At 65.3% G+C, this 20413-nt stretch carries 23 protein-coding genes; 9 read left to right on the forward strand and 14 right to left on the reverse strand.

Annotated features, from left to right (window positions below):
• Positions 1 to 648, reverse strand: coding sequence for a LysE family translocator (locus tag ABW137_RS34515; protein ID WP_526407250.1), 648 nt, complete (start codon positions 646 to 648; stop codon positions 1 to 3).
• 153 nt (positions 649 to 801) lie between these two features.
• Entirely contained in the window at positions 802 to 1959 is a 1158-nt protein-coding gene (locus ABW137_RS34520; RefSeq protein WP_526407252.1) for an acyl-CoA dehydrogenase family protein, read from the reverse strand.
• A 558-nt stretch (positions 1960 to 2517) separates the two neighbouring features.
• Here ABW137_RS34520 and ABW137_RS34525 point away from each other — a divergent pair.
• On the forward strand, positions 2518 to 2670 hold the full coding sequence (locus ABW137_RS34525) for an SDR family NAD(P)-dependent oxidoreductase (protein ID WP_526407254.1): 153 nt from the start codon (positions 2518 to 2520) through the stop codon (positions 2668 to 2670).
• Positions 2671 to 2978: 308 nt separating this feature from the next.
• Complete coding sequence (locus ABW137_RS34530; protein WP_526407289.1) at positions 2979 to 3728, forward strand: alpha/beta fold hydrolase; 750 nt, start codon at positions 2979 to 2981, stop codon at positions 3726 to 3728.
• A gap of 211 nt (positions 3729 to 3939) precedes the next feature.
• Here the strand turns inward: ABW137_RS34530 and ABW137_RS34535 are convergent, their stop codons facing one another.
• The 5 genes from ABW137_RS34535 to ABW137_RS34555 all read right to left on the reverse strand — a co-directional run bounded on the left by ABW137_RS34535 (position 3940) and on the right by ABW137_RS34555 (position 8961).
• On the reverse strand, positions 3940 to 4671 hold the full coding sequence (locus ABW137_RS34535; protein WP_526407256.1) for an SDR family NAD(P)-dependent oxidoreductase: 732 nt from the start codon (positions 4669 to 4671) through the stop codon (positions 3940 to 3942).
• A 312-nt stretch (positions 4672 to 4983) separates the two neighbouring features.
• On the reverse strand, positions 4984 to 5382 hold the full coding sequence (locus ABW137_RS34540) for a hypothetical protein (RefSeq protein WP_526407258.1): 399 nt from the start codon (positions 5380 to 5382) through the stop codon (positions 4984 to 4986).
• A gap of 128 nt (positions 5383 to 5510) precedes the next feature.
• On the reverse strand, positions 5511 to 6209 hold the full coding sequence (locus tag ABW137_RS34545; RefSeq protein ID WP_526407260.1) for a class II aldolase/adducin family protein: 699 nt from the start codon (positions 6207 to 6209) through the stop codon (positions 5511 to 5513).
• A 4-nt stretch (positions 6210 to 6213) separates the two neighbouring features.
• Positions 6214 to 7695, reverse strand: coding sequence for an aldehyde dehydrogenase family protein (locus ABW137_RS34550; RefSeq protein WP_526407262.1), 1482 nt, complete (start codon positions 7693 to 7695; stop codon positions 6214 to 6216).
• 6 nt (positions 7696 to 7701) lie between these two features.
• A complete protein-coding gene (locus ABW137_RS34555; protein ID WP_526407264.1) occupies positions 7702 to 8961 on the reverse strand; it encodes an MFS transporter in 1260 nt (419 codons plus the stop codon).
• 302 nt (positions 8962 to 9263) lie between these two features.
• Here ABW137_RS34555 and ABW137_RS34560 point away from each other — a divergent pair, with 302 nt between their 5' ends.
• Positions 9264 to 9755, forward strand: coding sequence for a VOC family protein (locus tag ABW137_RS34560; protein WP_526407266.1), 492 nt, complete (start codon positions 9264 to 9266; stop codon positions 9753 to 9755).
• 97 nt (positions 9756 to 9852) lie between these two features.
• On the opposite strand, the gene ABW137_RS34565 is transcribed toward ABW137_RS34560, so the two are convergent.
• The 5 genes from ABW137_RS34565 to ABW137_RS34585 form a co-directional block, all read right to left on the reverse strand.
• Entirely contained in the window at positions 9853 to 10014 is a 162-nt protein-coding gene (locus ABW137_RS34565; protein WP_526407291.1) for a hypothetical protein, read from the reverse strand.
• A gap of 7 nt (positions 10015 to 10021) precedes the next feature.
• The gene (locus ABW137_RS34570; protein ID WP_526407268.1) at positions 10022 to 10171 is read right to left on the reverse strand and encodes a hypothetical protein; all 150 of its coding nucleotides are present in this window, start codon (positions 10169 to 10171) and stop codon (positions 10022 to 10024) included.
• An 8-nt stretch (positions 10172 to 10179) separates the two neighbouring features.
• Positions 10180 to 10299, reverse strand: coding sequence for a helix-turn-helix domain-containing protein (locus ABW137_RS34575; RefSeq protein ID WP_526407270.1), 120 nt, complete (start codon positions 10297 to 10299; stop codon positions 10180 to 10182).
• Between the two features lies 1 nt (position 10300).
• Positions 10301 to 10438, reverse strand: coding sequence for a hypothetical protein (locus ABW137_RS34580; protein ID WP_526407272.1), 138 nt, complete (start codon positions 10436 to 10438; stop codon positions 10301 to 10303).
• A 362-nt stretch (positions 10439 to 10800) separates the two neighbouring features.
• Entirely contained in the window at positions 10801 to 11418 is a 618-nt protein-coding gene (locus ABW137_RS34585; protein WP_526407274.1) for a TetR/AcrR family transcriptional regulator, read from the reverse strand.
• A gap of 188 nt (positions 11419 to 11606) precedes the next feature.
• Between ABW137_RS34585 and ABW137_RS34590 the strand changes: the two genes are divergently transcribed.
• On the forward strand, positions 11607 to 12209 hold the full coding sequence (locus ABW137_RS34590; protein WP_526407276.1) for an NADPH-dependent F420 reductase: 603 nt from the start codon (positions 11607 to 11609) through the stop codon (positions 12207 to 12209).
• Between the two features lie 3 nt (positions 12210 to 12212).
• Positions 12213 to 13208: a zinc-binding alcohol dehydrogenase family protein gene (locus ABW137_RS34595; RefSeq protein ID WP_526407278.1), complete on the forward strand. Its 996-nt coding sequence runs from the start codon at positions 12213 to 12215 to the stop codon at positions 13206 to 13208.
• 102 nt (positions 13209 to 13310) lie between these two features.
• On the opposite strand, the gene ABW137_RS34600 is transcribed toward ABW137_RS34595, so the two are convergent.
• Entirely contained in the window at positions 13311 to 14045 is a 735-nt protein-coding gene (locus ABW137_RS34600; protein WP_526407280.1) for a TetR/AcrR family transcriptional regulator, read from the reverse strand.
• Between the two features lie 145 nt (positions 14046 to 14190).
• Here ABW137_RS34600 and ABW137_RS34605 point away from each other — a divergent pair, with 145 nt between their 5' ends.
• The 4 genes from ABW137_RS34605 (at position 14191) to acs (ending at position 20009) form a co-directional block, all read left to right on the forward strand.
• On the forward strand, positions 14191 to 15849 hold the full coding sequence (locus tag ABW137_RS34605; protein ID WP_526407282.1) for a long-chain-fatty-acid--CoA ligase: 1659 nt from the start codon (positions 14191 to 14193) through the stop codon (positions 15847 to 15849).
• A gap of 50 nt (positions 15850 to 15899) precedes the next feature.
• Complete coding sequence (locus ABW137_RS34610; protein ID WP_526407284.1) at positions 15900 to 16583, forward strand: acetate uptake transporter; 684 nt, start codon at positions 15900 to 15902, stop codon at positions 16581 to 16583.
• Positions 16517 to 17965 (forward strand): acyl-CoA dehydrogenase family protein, encoded by a 1449-nt coding sequence (locus ABW137_RS34615; protein ID WP_526407285.1) that lies wholly within the window; start codon positions 16517 to 16519, stop codon positions 17963 to 17965. Before ABW137_RS34610 ends, ABW137_RS34615 begins: the two co-directional genes overlap by 67 nt.
• 70 nt (positions 17966 to 18035) lie before the next feature.
• A complete protein-coding gene (gene acs / locus ABW137_RS34620; RefSeq protein ID WP_526407287.1) occupies positions 18036 to 20009 on the forward strand; it encodes an acetate--CoA ligase in 1974 nt (657 codons plus the stop codon).
• 248 nt (positions 20010 to 20257) lie between these two features.
• Here the strand turns inward: acs and ABW137_RS34625 are convergent, their stop codons facing one another.
• Positions 20258 to 20404: a metallopeptidase family protein gene (locus tag ABW137_RS34625; protein WP_526407293.1), complete on the reverse strand. Its 147-nt coding sequence runs from the start codon at positions 20402 to 20404 to the stop codon at positions 20258 to 20260.
• Positions 20405 to 20413 lie beyond the last annotated feature (9 nt).

The raw sequence follows: 20413 nt of genomic DNA on the forward strand, positions 1-20413 counted from the left end.
TCAGGCGGGTGCGAAGCGGGGGACGAGGGCGAGCGCCACGGCGGCTGTCGCAAAAAGACCTGCGAACACACGATCGACGACGCGGCGGCGGCGCGCGCCAAGGAAAGCGAGCAACCGGACAGCCAGGGCGGCATACATACTCATCACCACGATGTCGACGGCGACGAACGTTGCTCCGATTACCACGTACTGGGCGACCAGCGGCGCGGTCGGCACCAGGAACTGCGGTACCACGGCGAGGTAGAACACCAACGCCTTGGGGTTGGTGGCGTTGACGATGAACCCGCGGGCCAGCAGCGGAAGCCCCGGCCTCGCCCCGGGCCCACGCACGCTGTCCGTCAGGTCATCACCGGCTGATCGCCATTGCCGAACCGCCAGGTACAGCAGATACAAAACCCCGGCAAACTTGATGACGGTGAAGGCGATGACTGAGGTGGCTGCGATTGCGCCCAAACCCAAACCGACCAAGGTCAATTGGAAGACGAGTCCTAACTCTTGGCCGGCGATGCTCCAGTACGACTTGAACAAGCCGTGGCGTGCACCCGACGCCATCGATTGGATGGCGCCCCCGCCGGGAGAGAAGGCCACGGCGATCGACGTCCCGAAGAATCCGAGCCATAGTTGCCAATTGTTGGCGACAGTGTGCATGTTGGATCCAACGTCGGCCGAGCCGCTAGCGTTCGCGGTACGCCCTTTGGCCGCGTTCGTTGCCTGGCCACGAGGCAAGAAGGTCTGGGTCTCCAGCGGAATACGCAGCGTCGCATTCGACCGGCAATCCTTCAACTCGCATGGGCGTCGAACCTATTCGGCGCCGACGAGGCTGCGCGCGTAGGCCTCCGTGGCGACGTAGGAAGTGAGGGCGCCGTGGCGGGTGCCGACCGCCAGGTCCCGCCACATCCGTTGCAGTGGGTTGGAAGCGGCAAAACTGCTCGACCCATGTAGATCCAGCAGCAGTTCGACCGCGTGGCGGCATTGCCGCGCTGCGGCAATTACCTCCACCCGCAGTTTCGCTCCCTCGACCGCGGTCAGGTCACGCGATCCCCCACGCAGCCCGTCTACCGTGGCCGCGACGTGCAGCAGTCGCTCATGGGCGTTCTCCACCAGCAGCGAGGCTTCGGCAAACATCTGCCGGGCCCCCGCAGACTCAGTCAGGTTCGTGTAGGCGGACATTGGTGGACGGCGCTCACCCATGATTGACCCGACCAGGTCCAGCGCGGCACGCGCCACCCCCGACAACGGCGCGGTCGCAGTCACTGCGGCAGACGCGAACTGGCCCGTCCACTCGGCGTTCGACATGTCGGGTCGCACGACGTGTGATGCCGGGACGAACACGTCCTGCGCGACCAGAGTGTGACTGCCGGTGCCCCGCAATCCGGCCACGTCCCAGGTGCGGTCGATCCGAAGGCTCGACGTCGGGATTAGTACCGTGGTGGAACCCACTGGGCCCGTGGGTGTGTCGCGCATCCGATCACCATCGAAGATGGGGGCGCCCACCAGTGCCCAAGCAGCGTCGTCGCAGCCCGAGGCGTAGCTCCACCGACCCGAGACCCGCAGCCCGCCCGTCACCTCGGTGGACCGTCCCTTGGGTAGCCCCGAACCGCACAGTCGGACGTTGGGATCGGCGAAGAACTCCTCACGGGCTTCGCCGCTCAAGAATTGCCCGAAGAGTCGTTTGGCGTCGGCCGAGATCCCGGCAACCCAGGCCGTTGAACCGCAACCGCGACCGAGCTCGGCCAGCACTCGCACCGTCGTCGTGGTGTCGGCCTCAAGGCCACCGTAGCGTCGGGGGGTGGTCAACGCGAAGGCGCCGGCTTCCGCCGCCGCGGCCACACTTTCGGGCGCCACCCGGGCGCCACGGTCGGTCTGTTCGGCGTGTGCGGCCAGGGTGGGCACCGCTGCGCGCGCCCGCGCCACGAGCTCCTCCGCCGTAGCGTCCTGACGTTCGGTCGCTTGGGTCACTCGTCCTCCTCCTGGGTCGCACTGCCTCTCTGGGAGTGCGTGTTTGCGATCTCGGCGTTCCCGACTCTCTCCGCACGCTAGCGGCAACGGAACTTTCGTCGCCGCGATCGTTGCCGCTGGGGCAACACGTCGTGACGTGAGACCGACCACACCCGGCCACGACCCGAGGCGGGCCTCACCGCAGCACGACCCTCTCGCCGCCGACACCCATCAACATCAAGATCTCCGTGACGCCGTCGCCGGCCGGATCCGGTCCAGTGCTGCTCGGTCATGTCGATCTCCGCGGCCTCACCGCAGACTAGGACGACGTCGTCGGACCCGCGGCGCACCCGTAGACGCCCCGAGAGCACGTAGACCCATTTCCACCCCACATCAGAGACAACGCCACAGCTACGGCAATCCTTCAGAAGGGCGACGATTCGGCCGATCGGTGTACTTCGGCCCTGGTACTGGATTCTCGGTGGTACTCCTATCTGCGCGGATTGCGGCCGTGAATGATCGACCAGCAGCCGCCGTTTGAACGATGGGAACTAGTCACGACGAAGGACGGGCAATCTCATGACGCATCTTGCTGAACGGCGAGCGCTGGCGACCGGAGAAGCACGCGGAATCGGGGCGGCGATCGTGCGCAGACTCGCTGCCGACGGTGCCGCGGTGGCGTTGACCTACGCGTCCTCGGCTGCCGAATCGGAACGACCCGCCGCCGATTGACAGTCATTCCTGCTCAACGAGTTCGAGAAACGGGCTCACTGAATCCAGGAATTCGCGGAGTAGGCGCCAACGGGCGGACCGGACCGGTGGCGAAAGCCTTTGCGACGCCACAAGTGACTCGCGGAACCTTCGTGGCCACGGCGCTGGCCAGGGCTCCCCCAAGATGAGCGGTGGCGGTCGCCACGAGGGCGCTTTGCTGCGCGCCTCCTACACGGCCGACACCAGTTCGACGCCGCCGCGCATGCCTGGCGACGCTCGCTCTTCGCCATCAATTCGAACCGACCAGCAAGAAAGAGAGCCAAGTGACGATCCCCAAGGTTCTAGTGCATGGCGTGCCCGAGAGTTCCGCGATCTGGGAGCCGATGCTCGAACGGCTCGCCGACCTCGGCCACGACCAGGTGACCCTGCTCAGCCCGCCCGGCTTCGGAGCGCCTCTACCCACGAATTTCGCTGCGAGGCTGTATGATTACCGCGACTGGCTGATTGACGAACTCAGTCGCTTCAATGGGCCCGTTGATCTTGTCGGGCACGACTTCGGCGGCGGCCACGTGATCAACGTGGCGATGACCCGGCCCGACTTGTTGCACAGCTGGGCAACGGATGTGATCGGTGTGATGGAGCCAGACTACGTCTGGCACCCACTCGCGCAGATCTGGCAGACGCCCGGCGAGGGCGAGCGGAATGTTGCGGAATTCTTCGAGGCTCCCGCATCCGTCCGCGCCGCGACAATGGTGGAATGGGGCTTCCCCGAACCCGTGGCCTCGAAAGTGGCGACGTCACAGGACGTATCGATGGGCCGCGCGATCCTTACGCTCTACCGGTCCGCCATCCAACCAGTGACGGCTCAAATGGGCGAGGGATTGGCCAGCGCGGCCGTCCGGCCGGGCCTGGCTGTGATCGCGAGCAAAGACGTCGCCGTGGGCAGTGTTGAACAGCACCGAAGAGCGGCGGCGCGAGCGAGGGCGCGCACCGAGACCCTCGAGGGGCTCGGCCACTGGTGGATGCTCGAAGACCCCGACCGCGGAGCCCGCATGCTCGCCGACTTCTGGGGGCGCTAACCACTTGACGCCGGGCCCCGAGCTGGTCCGGACCCATGTGACGCCCGACCGAATGGTTCGGCCAAACGGGTCGAGGGGGTCAGTTGGGTTGGAGATGCCTCGTCGCAGGTCGCTGTCCGGGGGAACCGGTTGTCGACCCCAAATGCGTTCAGACGAGTTGACTCCGGAATCAACCAGGGCAGTCACCGGCCCGCTGATATGGGTCGCGGCGTCACACTTGTGCCGTGCCGCCGTCCACGCCGAGGTCGACGCCGGTGACGAAACTGCTGTCGTCACTTGCCAAGAACAGCGCCACCGCAGCGATCTCCTCGGGACGACCCACCCGCCCGATGGGGATCTTCGAGATCAAGAATTCTCGGACCTGATCGGAACCGGAGCGGAACAGGGCCGTGTCGGTGGGTCCCGGGCTGATCACGTTGACCCGAATTCCGCGGGGCGCGAGTTCGACGGTCCAACTGCGGGCGAAGGATCGCACCGCGGCCTTGGTGGCCGCATACACGCTGAAGCCGGGGAATGCCATCTCGCCAGAGGAGGATCCGATGAGGACGATCGAGCCCCCGGGTCCCATTAGCGGCAACGCCAGCTGAACGGCGAAGAGCAAGGACCGCATGTTGACTCCGACGGTCTGATCGAAGTGCGCCTCGCTGATCTCGCCGATGCCACCGGGTTCACCGGTGCCGGCGTTGACCACCAGCACGTCGATGCGCCCACTTTGCGATCGGACCCGCTCGACAGCCGTCTCGAGGTCCTCGAGGCGACCAGCGTCGGCTTCGATGGGGTGGGCATTGGCGCCAATGTTCGTCTGCGCCTCCTGCAGTGCTGACTGGCTTCGGCTGGTCAAATAGGTGTCGGCACCTTCGGCGGCGAAGCGCTCTGAAATGGCGTATCCGATGCCGATGGCGCCTCCAATCACCAGCGCCACCTTGTTCTCCAGTCTCGTCATACCTTTGCCCTCACCCCTCGTCACGTAGATCGACCGCAATGGCGTCAGACGTCGGCTCTACGACGTCGGTCGCGGCATCCTTTGAGAACGTCGCGAGTCACGGAATCCTTCGCGTCCAAACGCGGGCCCGCCTCGCCATCCCTCGCAACTGCCTTCTACCTGAGACAAGATGCGAACTGTCCATATTCTCTAGACGCGAGAGCGAGACTGAGCCGGCGCCGTTCATGGGTCGCGCGTGTTGTTGCCGTTGCGGTGGTGAACGGTTCATGCATCGACGGCGTCTCCCTCGACGGGGCGTTACAACTTGCAGCCCTACGGTCGGTTTGCGCCATGGGTTAATTGGCCGCTGTTGGGGAGGATGGAGCTGCCATGGGCGGAGACACAGCAGGGTCGCGTCCGAGTGGAACGTTCGCCGACAGGTATGGCCCCTGGGCGGTCGTCGCCGGCGCGTCGGAAGGCGTCGGTGGCCCCCGGTGAGCGGTCGAGGTCCAACCGGTCCCGGATACGGTCGACCACGACGATCTTCTCGACCGAAGTGGTGGCCGCAGCCAGCACCGCGGCGAGCTCGAAGGCGCCTGCTCCTGTGACGACGAGCACGGTGGCGAGCGTGGGGCGCAGGACGTTGAAGGCGGCCCCGGCCCCGGTCTGCAGTCCGCACCCCAGTGGGCAGAGCGTGATCAACGCGTCCTCGCAGGTGTTCTGCGGCAGCACAACAGCATTGCGTTCGTCGACAATGGCATGTCGAACCGGCCGCCCGGCTCAGCGACTCTCGCGGCAGTAGTCGGGTTCCCAGTCTGTCGTGCTCCTGCGGTGCGGGCACCCCGATGCCGCATGGCAGGTCAGTTCTTATCGAGATCGCGCACGAGGTAGTCCCACACCTGGATCATCGCCTCCGGCGTGTAGATGTGTCCCCGCTTACTCAACGACTCGGCCTCGTCGGACCAGGACATCTGACCTCCGTACTGCTGGGTGAGCAGCTGTTGGCGACTGGCCCGCTCCAGCAGAATCGCCGCGATCGCGGCGATCTGGATGGTGGGCCCCACCGCCACGATGCCGTGGTTGACGATGAAGGCCGCCGGCGCACCGCCCAGCGTCGCGGCCAACGCACGCCCCAGTTCCGGCGTGAGGATCAGGTCGGCGGTCTGGGTGAATTCCGGAACCGCAGGTGGTACAAAGTAATTGGCCTCATGGCTGACCGGCCGCAGCGGCTGCCGGTTAGCTCCCAGCGCGACGGCATACCGGCTGTGCGTATGGACCACACCTCCGACATCGGGGCGGGCGGCCATCATCTCGGTGTGTATCGGATACTCCCCGTGTCGGGGCCCGTCGCCGCTGACGACGGCGCCCTCACGGGAGACCAGGTGCACCCGCTCTGCGGTGACCTCCTCCAGACCCCAGCCCGATTGTTTAATCCACACGCCCCGGCCCTCGGGATCGCGGGCCGAGGCGTGCCCCCAGATGAGGTCGCTACTACCGTGTTTGGCAAGTATCCGGGACGCAAGTGCCACTTCGGCCTTGAGTGCGGCTGAGTCGGACACGGTGTCACCCGAAGTTGACGTGGATGTTCTTGGCCTGAGTGTAGGAGAGCAGTTCTTCGACACCCTCCTCGCGACCGAGTCCGCTGTCCTTGACGCCACCGAACTCGGTGCCGTTGATGTGGACGGACACTTCGTTGACCCACACGTAGCCGGCTTCGACGTCGCGGGCGAACCGGTGCGCCTTGCGCAGGTCGGTGGTGAAGACGCTGGCGGTGAGTCCGTAGCGCACCCCGTTGGCGATCTCGAGCGCGTCGTCGTAGTCGTCGAACGGCATCACCGCGAGGATCGGCCCGAACACCTCTTCCTGCGCCAGCCGCGAGTGGGGGTCGACGTCGGCGAACACCGTTGGGGCGACGAAGAAACCGTTTGCGAAGGGTCCGTCGGTGAGTGGGTTTCCACCGGTGATCAGTCGGGCGCCGTCCTGCTTGCCGATGGCGATGTAGCGCTGCACCTTCTCGTACTGGTCGCGGTTGACGAGTGCACCGGTGTCGGTCGATTCGTCATCCGGCTCTCCTTGGCGCAGGGCGTTGACAGCGGCCGTCAGTCGCTCGAGTAACTCGGGGTAGATGCTGCGCTGCACCAGGAGTCGTGACGTCGATCCGCAGGACTGCCCCTGCCAGGTGAAGTTCATGCCGCGAACCGCGCCGGTGACCGCCTGATCGAGGTCCGCGTCGTCGAAGATCACCAGCGGGTTCTTGCCGCCCAGTTCCAGTGTGACGTGTTTGACGTTGACCGAGGCGGCGGCTGCCTGGATGGCCCGGCCGGTGTCGGCGGCGCCGATGAACGCCAACCGGCGGATCTGCGGATGCCGCACGATCGCGTCACCGGCCTCCGCTCCGTACCCCGTGACGACGTTGACCACGCCGTCGGGTAGCAGTCCGCGCGTCAACTCGCCGAGCCGCAACGCCGAAAGGCTGGTGTGCTCACTGGGTTTGATGATCACGGTGTTGCCTGCCGCCAGCGGCGCGGCCAGTTTGGACGACGCGAACATGAATGGATGGTTGAACGGGATAATGCGGGCGATCAGTCCGTACGGCTGGCGCAGGCTGTAGTTGACCCTGTCGGCGGCTCCGGGAACCGTTCTGCCGGTGACTTCGTGGACCAGTCCGGCGTAGTACCGCAGCTGCTCGACGGCCATCACGACGTCGTGCCGCATCCGCTGGATGGGACTGCCGTTGTCGGCCACATCGAGGGTGGCCAGCTCTTCGGCGTTGGCGGCGATGACGTCGGCCAGCGCGTGCAGCGCCGCCGCCCGCTCGTCGGGTGTGGTGTGCTTCCACAGCGCGAACGCGTCGCGGCCGGCGGCCACGGCGTTGTCGACGTCAGCGGCGGTGGACGACGGGAAGCGTCCGATGGTGACGCCGGTGGCGGGGTTGACGGCGTCGATGGTGGTGCCGTCGACGGACAGCGTCGGCTTTCCGCCGATGGTCATGGGGGTGACGGCGATGTCGGTGTTCGACAGTGGGTCGGCGAGTGACGATGACATTGAGCTCTACCTTTCTCTAACGGACATTGATGGCTGAATTCGTTGGCTTACAGCGGGATCGGACGTCGGAGTCTTGATCCTGTACAGCACGGTCAGCACCACGGCGGACAGCAGAGCGGATGCGGTGAACGTCCAGAACAATGTGGTGGGATCGGCGCCGGACGACAGGATGGCGCCACCGAGCCACGGCGACATGATGGCGCCCAGGCGGCCGGTTCCGGTGGTCCAGCCCAGCGCGGTGGCGCGGATCTCGACGGGGTAGGCGTTCGCGACCGAGGCGCTGATGAGGATCAGTGCGGAGTGCGCGCCCATCCCCATGGCCGCGATGGCCGCGAGAAGTGCAATCGTGTGGGTGGGGCCCGTCGCGGTGAAAGCGATTGCCACGGCGGTGATCAAGCTGGCGCCCAGGGCCGCCAACCGGGTACCGAATCGGTCACCCAGGTAGGCCAGCACGAACGATCCGAACACGGCGCCGACGTTTAGGGTCAGGGAGAACTGCAGTGCTGAGGTCAGTGGGTAGTCCAGCTCGCGCATCAGGGTTGTCAACCATGTGTTCAGGCCGTACCAGGTCAGCAGGTTTGAGAACGCGGCGCAGGCGAAGAGGATTGTCAGAGCGATGAATGGCCTGGCGAACAGATCGCGCAGGCGACTCTGCGTCGTCTCGCTGCTCGCAGCCTTGAACTGCTCGGATTCGGGAAGCAACCGCCACGCCAGGACGAGGATGACGATGGATACCGCCACTCCCACCCAGAACATGAACCGCCAACCGTGGCTGTCCAGCAGGGCCAGCGCTAGCAGTGAGGCGGCGGTTCCGCCGAGGGGGACACCTGCCATCATGATGGTCACCGCCAGGCTCGTCCGGCCGCGAGGGCTGTACTCCTTGGCGAGCGCCAGCAGGCATGGCAGCACGCCTCCGATTCCGATGCCGGCGAGCAACCGGAACGCGCCCAGCTGCCACACTCCCGGGGCCAGGGCGCACGCCGCGGTCCACACGGTGAACCAGGCGACCGAGGACAGGGCGAGCTTGCGTCGGCCGTAGCGGTCGCTGAGCCGCCCACTGAGCAGTGCTCCGCCCAGCATGCCTACGTAGACCAGGCTGCCGACGGTGCCGGCAGTGGCCTTCGTCAGTCCCCATCCCGGCTCGGCGAGCAGAGACGGGATGAGGGTCCCGTAGACGATGAGGTCATATCCCTCTGCTACCACGATCATCGCGCACAGCAGCACCACTGCCCACGATGTACGGCCGGTGGGTTCTGTGTGATTCATGACGGTCCTCTTCGTCTGGCGGCTGATCGCCGGCCACATCGGAGTGAGCTGGCTTGGGGGACGGGTCTATGTCCTACATCACACCCGGTGCGCTTAACGATATCTCCTGATTTATAGGTGTCAAGTCCTATTTATCAGGTCGCACGAGCGGGAGCTGCGAGATGCGCCGCGTCCCCCCTCGCCCTAGCGCATATTCGTAAAATAGGAATTGACTTCTATAAGATAGGAATTAAGCTGAGGATGAACCACCCGCCGCCTGGCATCGGCACAAGCCATGCCAGCTCAATGAAAGGGAGGCACGCATGATTACCGGACTAGGGCACACGGGATTCTGGGTCAACGACTTGGAGACGATGCGCGACTTCTACACGCGCATCATGGGTTTGACCGTCACCGATGAGGACGCAGACCTCGGCATCGTGTTCTTCTCATCGCGGCCGGACGAGGAGCATCACGAGTTCGTGCTGCAGAAGGGCCGCACCGCCCACGACGGCGCCAAGCTCACCCACCAGGTGTCATGGCGCGTCGACAGCCTGCAGTCAATCGTCGACTTCCACAATCGTTTTCGTGCGGAAGGCATCCCGGTGCAGCAGGAGGTCACGCACGGCAACGCCATCGGGATCTACTTCTTCGACCCCGAAGGCAATCGCAACGAGGTCTACCTGCGCATCGAGCGCGATGTGCGCCAGCCGTTCCGCAAGTCTCTCAATCTGGACCAGGAACCGGAGCGCATCTTCGCCGACGCGGAGAAACTGCTGGCCGACGCCGGGCCCGCTTATCAGCCGGTGGACTGATCGGCTGAAGCCGATGATCGCCGCCTTGGCGGTCAGGTCGTGGCGGCGGCGCTGCCACACCCACCGCGTCCTCGTCGACCTCGGCGAGTGTCACGCTTTACCCGTCGACGCGGATGGTCTCGTGGCGCTTCACCAGATCATCGACGGCTGTCAATGTGTTCTTGGCGGCGCTGCGTAACTGGCTGTGTCGCAGCAATTCTCGGATCCCGTCCTCGAGCGGCCAGGCGAGCAGCGCCAGCTCCGAGGCGCCGGCGTTGATCGGCGCCTCAGCACCGCTCGACGCACGGCACCACGTCGTCGATCCGGCGGGTGAGCATCGTGGTTTCGCCGACGTCGCCGGCCAGTCGCTGCACCACCGGCAGTGCGACGTCTATGAGGCCGTAACCGCGACGGGCCAGCCGCGCCACTTCCATCACTCGCAGGCCTAGGCGAAGCCTCCGCTGGGTGCTTCCGCGAGAAACGACGTGCTGACCAGGGTCTGCGCGTACCGGTATGCAGTCGAGGTGGCGCACCCGAGTTCGGCGGCAACGTCGACGGCGCTCACGTCAACCGCTCGTCGCTGGCGACGATGGTCCACACCCGTACATCAAGACCGGCGGGCCGTCGGTGAGCACATGCTGTCCGGCGGGGGCGGCGTCACCGAGCTTGGCGTTCACGCATTCGAAGTCGCCGTTGGCGGTCATTGCCGCGATGTGAAACTCGGATCGGGCGGTGAATCCAGCGTCGGGGCGTTCAGGAACCCGATGACGCCCGCCTCGCAGGCGACGTTCTCGGTGGAGACGCAGTGTTGCTTCGGCCTAGGCGGCGCGGCTGCATGGCCTGACTTTCCGCGATAGGCAGGCTGCATGCGGCTGATTTCGTGACTACTTGACCGGCCCGCCCCAGTGACGCCGACACCGCGGTGTCGACATTCTCGGTGGCAGCAGTGGTGCCGACGGCAACATGGTGCCCGGACGCACCGCAGTCATCGAGGTACCACCCGGCATCTGAACGATGAATCCATGGTGGCGCCACGATGCTCGTCATTGCGCGCGCAAGACTTGGATCACGGTGAGCGGCGTTTGAGCTCTTTACCGTTGGACGTCAGGACTTCATCGGACAACTCGGGATCGGCCTGGGCGACAGCGCGGGCGAGGAGCTGTGCGCCGACCAACTGACTGAACAACGCGATCGCTTGCTCTCGCGCCCTGCGCGGATCGAGCTTGGTATTGGTCTGCTTCGCGCTGACCCGGAGGAGGTCGGTGATGGCGGCGATGTAGCCCTGCAAGCCGCGCCGGTACTCCTCTTGGGCCTGGATGCCGTGCCGTCCGGCGTCGGCGGCCAGGGCGGCAGAAGCACATCCGTGTTCGGGGTGGTCACGATGGTAGGTGCTCAGGTAGCCATCGATGATGGCGTTCAGTGCTGCCCGTCCGGAGCGTGGGTGGGCATCGATCAGCGCGTCGACCGTCCCGAGAGAGGCGGTGAAGCCTTGGTTGAGGACCTCCAGGGCGAGGTCCTCCTTGGAGGAGAAGTGGTTGTAGAACCCGCCGTGGGTCATCCCGGCCGTCTTCATCAGCTCGTCGATGCCCACCGCGTCGATCCCGCGGGCCCTGAAGCCTTCACCGGCGGCGGCGACGATGCGCTCGCGGTTTAGCTCCTTCTGCTGCCGTGACACACGAGGCACCTGAAACTCCCTCTCGTCGGGCGTAAAGAGTCGTCCTGAGCGCGCCAACTAATTCGATGGCGATCGTCATCAAAGGACATGTTAGCGCACCGAAGCGGTGGACCCTCGGTCGGGTTGACGGTTATTGATGACGTATGACAGCATTGCGTATTGATGACAAGCATCATCAAAATGACTGGGAGATGATCATGAACTTCGGAACCATTGGCGCTGGCACCATTGCCCAGGCCCTCGCCCGTCATCTCGTGACGGCCGGTCACCGCGTGGTGTTGAGCAACAGCCGCGGCCCGTCCACGCTGGATGAGGTCGTCGCCAACTTGGGCCCGTTGGCCTCGGCGGGGACCGTCGCGCAGGCCGCGAGGGCTGACATGGTGTTCCTCACGGTGATGTGGCCGGACATCCCGGCCGCCCTGGCTGATCTGCCACCGTGGGACGGACGCATCCTGGTCGACGCCACCAACCAATTCGCGCGACTGGACCCGGTCGAGGTGGCCGACCTCGGGGATCAGACCGGCAGCGAGTGGGTCGCCGCGCTGGCGCCGGGCGCCCGGGTGATCAAGGCGTTCAACACACTTCACGCCGGTTACATCGGGCCCGACCCCCGCCACCCGGCCGGGCGCCAAGTCCTGTTCTACGCAGGCGATGACACCGCAGCGAAGGCGACCTTTCGCAGGTTGGTCGACGGTTTCGGCTTCGCCCCCGTCGACGTCGGAGCGTTGCGAGACGGCGGTCGGCTGATGCAGGTCGGTGGTGGCCCGCTCTCAGCCCTCCATGCCCTGAGGCAGGACTGACTCGTGAAGGCATTGGCGTACGAGAGCGCGCACCCTCTCGAAGCGTTCGCGGTGGATTTGGTCGAGGTGGACGAGCCAAGGCTTCGTGACGGTGACGTGCTGGTCGAGATCCGCGCGGTCGCGGTGAATCCCGGAGAGGCGTTCATCCGGTCGGTACGCAGCGCCGAGCCGGGCGGGCGGGTCATTCTGGGCTGGGAATTCGCAGGCGTCGTCATCGAGACCGGCACCTCGGCCACCGGGCTGACGGTCGGCGATCGGGTGATGGGCACCGGCGACGTCACTCGGGACGGTTGCTGGGCGCAGCAGGTGGCCGTGGATCATCGGGTGGTCGCCAAGATCCCCGAGCAGCTCTCCTTCGCCAGTGCCGCGTCGTTGCCGATTGGCGCGTTGACCGGCTGGGAGGCGATGTTTCGCGATCAGCAGGGGCTCCCGCCGGGAGTGGAGCGGGTCCTGATCGTCGGCGGTGCCGGTGGGGTCGGATCGTTGGCGACCCAGCTGCTCAAGGCGAGAACATCGGCGTTCGTCATCAGCACCGCCTCCCGTCCCCAGTCACAGGACTGGTGTCGCGAGATGGGCGCCGATCTGGTGGTCGACCACAGGGCCGATGTCCGCCGCCAACTGGGGCAGGCCGGCATCGACCAGGTCGACATGGTGTTGTCCACCGCCGGTACGGCCGACAACCTCGCATGGATCGGGGCGCTGCTGCGGCCCTTCGGTCATCTGTCGGCCGTCGACCTCGCCGCCCCGCTCGACCTCGGCCCGTTGACACAGAAGTCCGTCTCGCTGCACACCGAAATGGTGTTCAGTCAGATCAGCGGCGGGGCGGACCCCAGCAGTCAGGGCCGAATCCTCGAGACGATCTGTGAGTACGTCCTCAGCGGTCAGATGCGCCCGATCGTGACGACCCAACTCACCGGTCTGACCGTGCCCAACATGAAGACCGCCCATACGTTGCTCGAACGCCACCGCACCATCGGCAAGATCGTCATCGAAACCTGACCGCGGCGGCTCGACACGTCCGGCGGACACCCCTCGCCCAAGGATTGAGAACGCCTGTTACAGAAGTTGATACGGAACAGCCAGTCGCTGCGCGCGTCGGGCTCAGGTCGGTGGTGGTGATCCGGCGGGACTGGCCAGGGTCGCGGTCAGGCCCGGTAGCAGCAGATCGAGAAAGCGGTCGAGTTCGGCAGCGCCGTCGTAGGAGGCCAGGACGGGTGCCAGCGCCCGCAGAGCGGGAAATTCATTGATCGGAAACCGGTGCAGCCCGAGCCGGAGTACGTGGTCGGTTTCCTCGGGCCGCTCGATGACCTCCTGTAATTCGTTGAGGATGTGGCCATACAAGAAACCGAAGAGCACCCGGTAGATATGGAGCGCGTCGTCGCCGGCGAATCCGGCGGAGATGAGCAGAGCGAGGACGTCCTCCAATGGCCTCAACATCCCAGGCGGCCGTTGGCCGAGCGGTGTGACCAACGGCCGAGTTACCAGCAGTGGCACCACATTTGGGTGGGTCAACGCCAACTGGCGAAATTCGCGCGCGACGATGCGCAATTGGGCGGCCCAATCCGGGTCTGTCTTGTCCACCGAGAGTTGCGCGAGCAGAATCTCGGCCACACCGTCGAGCACTGCCCCCTTGTTGGGTACGTGTCGGTAGAGCATCGCTGGATCTCGACCGAGTGTGTTACTCAGGCGGCGCATGGACAGCTGGTCCACACCCTCGCGGTCGACGATCGCCAGCGCCGCCTCCAGGATCACTGACCGACTGAGCTGCCCGCTGTCCGGGCCGGGGGCCGCGACCGGCGAGTCAACGTCGGCGGGCCCGATGGGCAGCTTTGCCATTGGTGCGTATTTCCTTTCTGAGACGTGCTCCGTCATCAAAGCAATGCCACGAACATGATGTCAACACTGTTGAACATCGCTGTGGTCAACACTGTTGACTCCAGCCTGGATGGGGCGTCTACTGGACCGCAGCGAGGGAGGATCCATGGTGACCAACACAATTGACCTACCTGTCGGTCAGAACGTGAATTCATCGTGCTGCTACACGGCCCTGACCCCGTTGGCGTTTCTCGGGCGTTCGCTCGACGTCTTCGCCGACAAGACAGCGATCGCGTACGGCGATCGGCGCCTGACCTACAACGAATTCGGCGCCGCGGCCACCCGTCTGGCGCATGCGCTGCGCGCGTCGGGCGTTGAGCGAGGTGATCGCGTGGCGTACATGTGCCCGAACATCCCGGAGATGTTGGTGGCCAACTTTGGCGTGCCGCTCGCCGGTGCGGTGATGGTGCCGATCAACACCAGGCTCTCCGCGGAGGAAGTCCGTTACATCTGCGATCACTCCGGCGCGAAAGTGCTCATCGTCGACACCGAGTATCTGCCGGCGCTGGCACCGGCGATGGGACTCTGGCAAACCGTCACGGAGGTGGTGGCGGTTCACGATCCGCTGGGGCCCGCCTCGCCTGCGGCCGCCGAGCACGCCCACATTTCGTACGCCGAGCTGATGGCGCGCGGCTCAGGGGATCCGCTGCCCTGGACGGTCGAAGATGAGCTTGGGGTGATCGCGATCAACTACAGCTCGGGCACCACCGGCCAGCCCAAGGGGGCGATGTACACCCATCGCGGCGCATACCTCAACGCGATGGGCGAAATCATCCACCAGCGGTTCTGCCCGGAGAGCGTCTATCTGTGGACGCTACCGATGTTCCACTGCAGCGGTTGGTGCACGCCGTGGGCGGTGACGGGGATCGGCGCGACACACGTATGTCTGCGCGCGGTGCGTGCGGACGTGATCTGGCGGCTGCTCGACGAGGAGCGGGTGACCCATCTCGACGGGGCGCCCACCGTGCTGGTGACGATCGCCGAGGCGCCGGAGGCGCACGAGCTCGAGCGCGAACTGGTCGCGACGGTGGCCGGCGCCGCGCCCAGCCCCACGGTGATCTCGCGAATGCGTGAGCTTGGTGCTCGGATCGTGCACGTGTACGGGATGACCGAGGTGTATGGCCCGTTCACCATCAATGAGTGGCAGGCCGGCTGGTCGGCGCTGTCGCCCGCAGATCAGGCGCGAAGACAGGCGCGACAAGGCGTCGCGATGATCCAGTCCGATCCGGTGCGGGTGGTGGACGCGAGCATGAACGACGTCGCGCGTGACGGGCAGACGATGGGCGAGATCGTGATGCGTGGCAACACCGTGATGGCCGGGTACTACCGCGACGAGGCGGCCACCAAGACCGCCTTCGCTGGTGGGTGGCTGCACTCCGGCGATCTCGGCGTTCAGCACTCGGATGGGTATGTCGAGCTGCGCGACCGGGCCAAGGACATTGTCATCTCGGGCGGCGAAAACATCTCGACCGTCGAGATCGAGCACGCGATCGAGGCGCATCCGGGGGTGGCCGAGGTCGCTGTGATCGGCGTGCCTGACCCGAAATGGGGAGAGCGGCCGAAGGCCTTCGTGGTGCGCAGACCGGACACCGCGGTGAGTGAAGACGAGCTAATCACCTTCCTGCAGCAGCATATTGCCCGGTTCAAAGTGCCCAAGGCAATCGAGTTCGTCGGGTCCCTGCCGCGAACATCGACCGGAAAGCTACAGAAATTCACCTTGCGCGACAAGGAATGGGCCGGCCACAGCAGTCGGATTCAGGGCTGAGTATGCCGCCGTGAGCGACGAGGCTGACGGCGAAACGAGGAGAAGTGACCATGAGTCTGCTTGACCAAGATCTGGCGCACCGCATCGACGCCACCGGGATCATGCCGGACACCAATGACCCCACGGCAGGTCAGGTCGCCATTTCTAGGGAACTCGCGTCTGAGCAGGTGCGGATGATCGCGGATCCGGCGCCGCTGGGCCTCGGCGCTTTTGCGCTCACCACTTTCCTACTGAGCCTGGTCAACGCCGGGGTAATGGATGCGGCGACGGAGCCGGTCGTGCTCGGCGTGGCGCTGGCCTACGGCGGGGTTGCACAAATGCTCGCCGGTATGTGGGAGTTCCGCAAGGGCAACGTCTTCGGTGCCACGGCCTTCACCTCTTACGGCGCCTTTTGGCTGTCGTTCTGGGCTTATGTCGCCTTCTATGCAAAGGACGTCCCCGCGGCGAGCCACGGGCAGGCAGCAGGTTGGTTCCTGATGGCATGGGCGATCTTCACGACCCTCATGGTGATCGCCGCCCTACGCACGACCGTGGTGCTCGCCGTCCTCTTCGCCATTCTGGACGTCGCGTTCTATCTGCTCAGCATCGGAGCCTTGGCGTCCAATCCCGACCTGACGAAGCTGGGCGGGATTCTGGGCCTCGTCGCCGCAGCCGTGGCGTGGTACCTGTGCCTGGCAGGGGTGATGGCGTCAACGTTCGGCAGGGCGATTCTGCCCAACCGACCGTTGTTTTAGACGACCTCCTCGAGAGAGGCATGAGGACCGACATGCGTGGCGACAACGACCAGGACGAAACACACACTCTCGCAGGAGTGTTTGGGACGGCCGAACAGGACAGAAGCACGAACGCGGCCGCAAGTCCAGTGACCGAGAACCTCACCGAAGCTGATTCCGGGGACCCCGACAATGAGTTTCCGAATGGTGATGATCTGGCGCTTTCGCGGGCTACCGATTTCTACCGCCTGGACGAGCTGCTGACCGACCGGGAACGCGAGATGCGTGATCGGGTCCGGCAGTGGTGCGACACGGAGGTAGCACCGGCTGCTGCCGGCTTTTGGGAGCGGGCTGAATTTCCGGTGGAACTCGCGAAAGGCTATGGCCGACTGGGCATTGCGGGTGCCTCGATAACCGGGAACGGTTGTCCAGGGGTGTCGTATCTCGCCGAAGGGGTAATCGCCGCCGAACTGGCCCGTGGTGACGGCAGCATCGCCACCCTGAACGCCGTGCATTCCGGGCTCGCCATGACCACCATCGCGATGCTCGGCTCCGAGGAGCAGCAGGCTCAATACCTGCCACGGATGGCGACTTGCGAACTCTTCGGCGCGTTTGCGCTGACCGAACCGAAGCACGGCTCGGACGTGGTTGCGTTGGAAACGCGGGCGCGACGCGACGGCGACGAGTGGGTGCTGGATGGGCAGAAGCGATGGATCGGCAACGGCACCATCGCGGACGTGGTGATCGTCTGGGCCCGGGACGACGACGGCCAGGTCGGTGCCTTCGTCGTCGAACACCCCAACGGCGCGGGTCACCCGGTGCCTGGGTATCACGCCAGGAAGATCGTCGGTAAAGCCGCGAACCGCGGCGTGTGGCAGGCCCAGATTCGTCTTGACGGCGTGCGGGTGCCCGTCGCTGCCCGCCTGGCGAAGGCCCGCACTTGGGACGACACCAACTATGTGTTGGCGAAATCGCGCCAGACCGTCGCCTGGGAGGCCTTGGGCCACGCGGTCGCCGCCTACGAAGCGGCACTGACGTATTCGCTGCGGCGCGAGCAGTTCGGCCGCCCACTGGCCCGGTTCCAGCTGATCCAGGACAAGCTTGCGCACATGCTCAGCGACATCACCGGCATGCAGTTGATCTGCAGCCGGATGTCGCAGTTGCAGGCCCGAGGGCAGGTATCGATCGAGCACGCAGCATTGGCCAAGCTGAACACCGGTGATGGAGCCCGCCGGGTGTGCGCGATGGCTCGGGATATCCTCGGCGGCAACGGGATCCTGCTCGATCACCACGTCGCTCGGCACCACGCCGACATCGAAGCCGTGTACACCTACGAGGGCACCGACTCCATCCAGTCGCTGATTGTCGGACGCGCCATTACCGGGCTCAACGCCTTCCGATGAACACCACCCATCTCGACCGCCAGACCGGGCGTCAGCCTAATTGTCCTCCAAGCGTGAAGGAGTCGCACACATGACAACCGAGGCACACATCGAAGTTCCGTCCACCTATCCACCGTCGGCGGAGTTCACGGACAACGCCAACGCGTCAGCGGCGCTGTACCTCGAAGCCGAGAAGGACCGGCTGGCGTTCTGGGCGAGACAGGCCAGCCGGTTGGCGTGGGAAACGCCGTTTACGGAGGTCCTGGACTGGTCGGAGGCGCCGTTCGCCAAGTGGTTCGTCGGAGGCAAGCTCAACGTGGCCTACAACTGCGTGGACCGCCACGTGGAAGCGGGCAATGGCGCCCGGGTAGCCCTGCACTGGGAGGGCGAACCGATCGGCGACAGCCGCACGCTGACATATTCCGACCTGCTGGCCGAAGTGTGCAAGGCCGCCAACGTGCTGACCGACATGGGCCTGGTCGCCGGTGACCGCGTCGCCATCTACATGCCGATGGTTCCCGAGGCGATCGTGGCGATGCTGGCATGCGCCCGGCTCGGTGTCATGCACTCGGTGGTATTCGCAGGCTATTCAGCGCCTGCGCTGCGAGCCCGGATCGAGGATGCGCGGGCTGCGTTGGTCATCACCACCGACGGGCAATACCGCCGCGGCAAGGCGGTACCGCTGAAGGAGGCAGTCGACGACGCGGTTCGTCCAGGGCCTGACGGAGAACCGAGCCCCGTCCAGCACGTGCTGGTGGTGCGTCGCACCGGCATTGACGTCTCGTGGACCGACGGCCGCGACCTTTGGTGGCACGACACCGTCGCAAACGCGTCACCCGAGCACACCCCGGAAGCCTTCGACGCCGAGCAGGCACTGTTTCTGCTCTACACCTCGGGCACTACGGGTGCGCCCAAGGGCATCGTGCACACCACCGGTGGCTACCTCACCCAGAGCTCGTACACGCACCACGACATCTTCGACGTCAAACCGGAAACCGACGTGTACTGGTGCACCGCCGACATCGGTTGGGTCACCGGGCATACCTACATCGTGTACGGGCCGCTATCCAATGGGGTGACTCAGGTGCTCTACGAGGGCACCCCGGCCTCGCCGAACGAGCACCGCCACTTCGAAGTGATCGAGAAATACGGCGTCACAATCTATTACACCGCGCCTACGGTGGTCCGCACGTTCATGAAGTGGGGCCGGGAGATCCCCGACGCCCACGACCTGTCCAGTCTGCGACTGCTCGGTAGCGTCGGTGAAAACATCAACCCCGAGGCGTGGCGGTGGTACCGGGATGCGATTGGTGGCGACCGGACACCGATCGTCGACACCTGGTGGCAGACCGAGACCGGAGCGGCGATGATCTCGCCGCTGCCTGGTGTCACCGCGGCTAAGCCCGGGTCGGCGATGGCACCATTGCCGGGCATCTCCGCACGCGTTGTCGACGACGAAGGGAACCTGATCGAGCCCAGCCCCGAACTGGGCGAGCACGTACAGGGTTACCTAGTTCTGGACAAGCCATGGCCGGCGATGCTGCGCGGTATTTGGGGGGACCCGGAACGATACAAGGAGACCTACTGGTCGCGGTTCGCCGAGCAGGGATGGTACTTCGCCGGCGACGGTGCCCGCTACGACCTCGATGGCGCCATCTGGCTGTTGGGCCGCATCGATGACGTAATGAACGTGTCCGGGCACCGGATCTCCACCGCCGAAGTCGAGTCGGCACTGGTCGGCCATTCGGGGGTGGCCGAGGCGGCCGTGGTCGGCGCTACCGACGCCACCACCGGACAGGCGATCGTCGCGTTCGTCGTCCTGATGGCCCATCACGCCGACACCCCGTGTGAACAGATGATCGACGAGCTACGGGCCGAGGTGGCCCGAGAGATCTCGCCGATCGCGCGACCGCGGGAGATTCACGTGGTGCCGGAGCTGCCGAAAACCCGCAGCGGAAAGATCATGCGACGATTACTCCGTGACGTCGCGGAGGGCCGTGAACTCGGTGACACCTCGACCCTGCTGGATCCCAGCGTGTTCGAGGCGATCAGGGCCAGCAAGTAGCAGCGCAGGCGAGGAGCGGCTCTCTCGGTCTGCCGAAATAGCGTATAAGTTGGCTGACGATTCCGTCGATCGGACATGAAAAGCTTTCGCGCGCAACGCGTATGAGCCCCCTAAGGTCGCTTGACGCGGCCGTGAGCGATCAACGACCTGAGTCCGGGAACCCACTGCGTCATGGTGGCGTGTTGACGGACTGGCAGGCGCCTGAGCGATGTCCGGCGGTGGATTCCTCAGCGGGTATGAGCGCCTCGTTAGTAGCGATCGAGTTCGATCAGCCGCTCGTCGCTGATCCCGAAGTGGTGCGCGATCTCGTGGAGGACGACGTGCCTGATCTCGCGGCGGAGACGATCTTCGTCGCCGGCTGCGAGTCGGGTGATCGGCCCGCCGAAGATGGTGATCTTGTCGGG

It is taken from the genome of Mycobacterium sp. (assembly GCF_040509115.1).
GTDB lineage: Bacteria > Actinomycetota > Actinomycetes > Mycobacteriales > Mycobacteriaceae > Mycobacterium.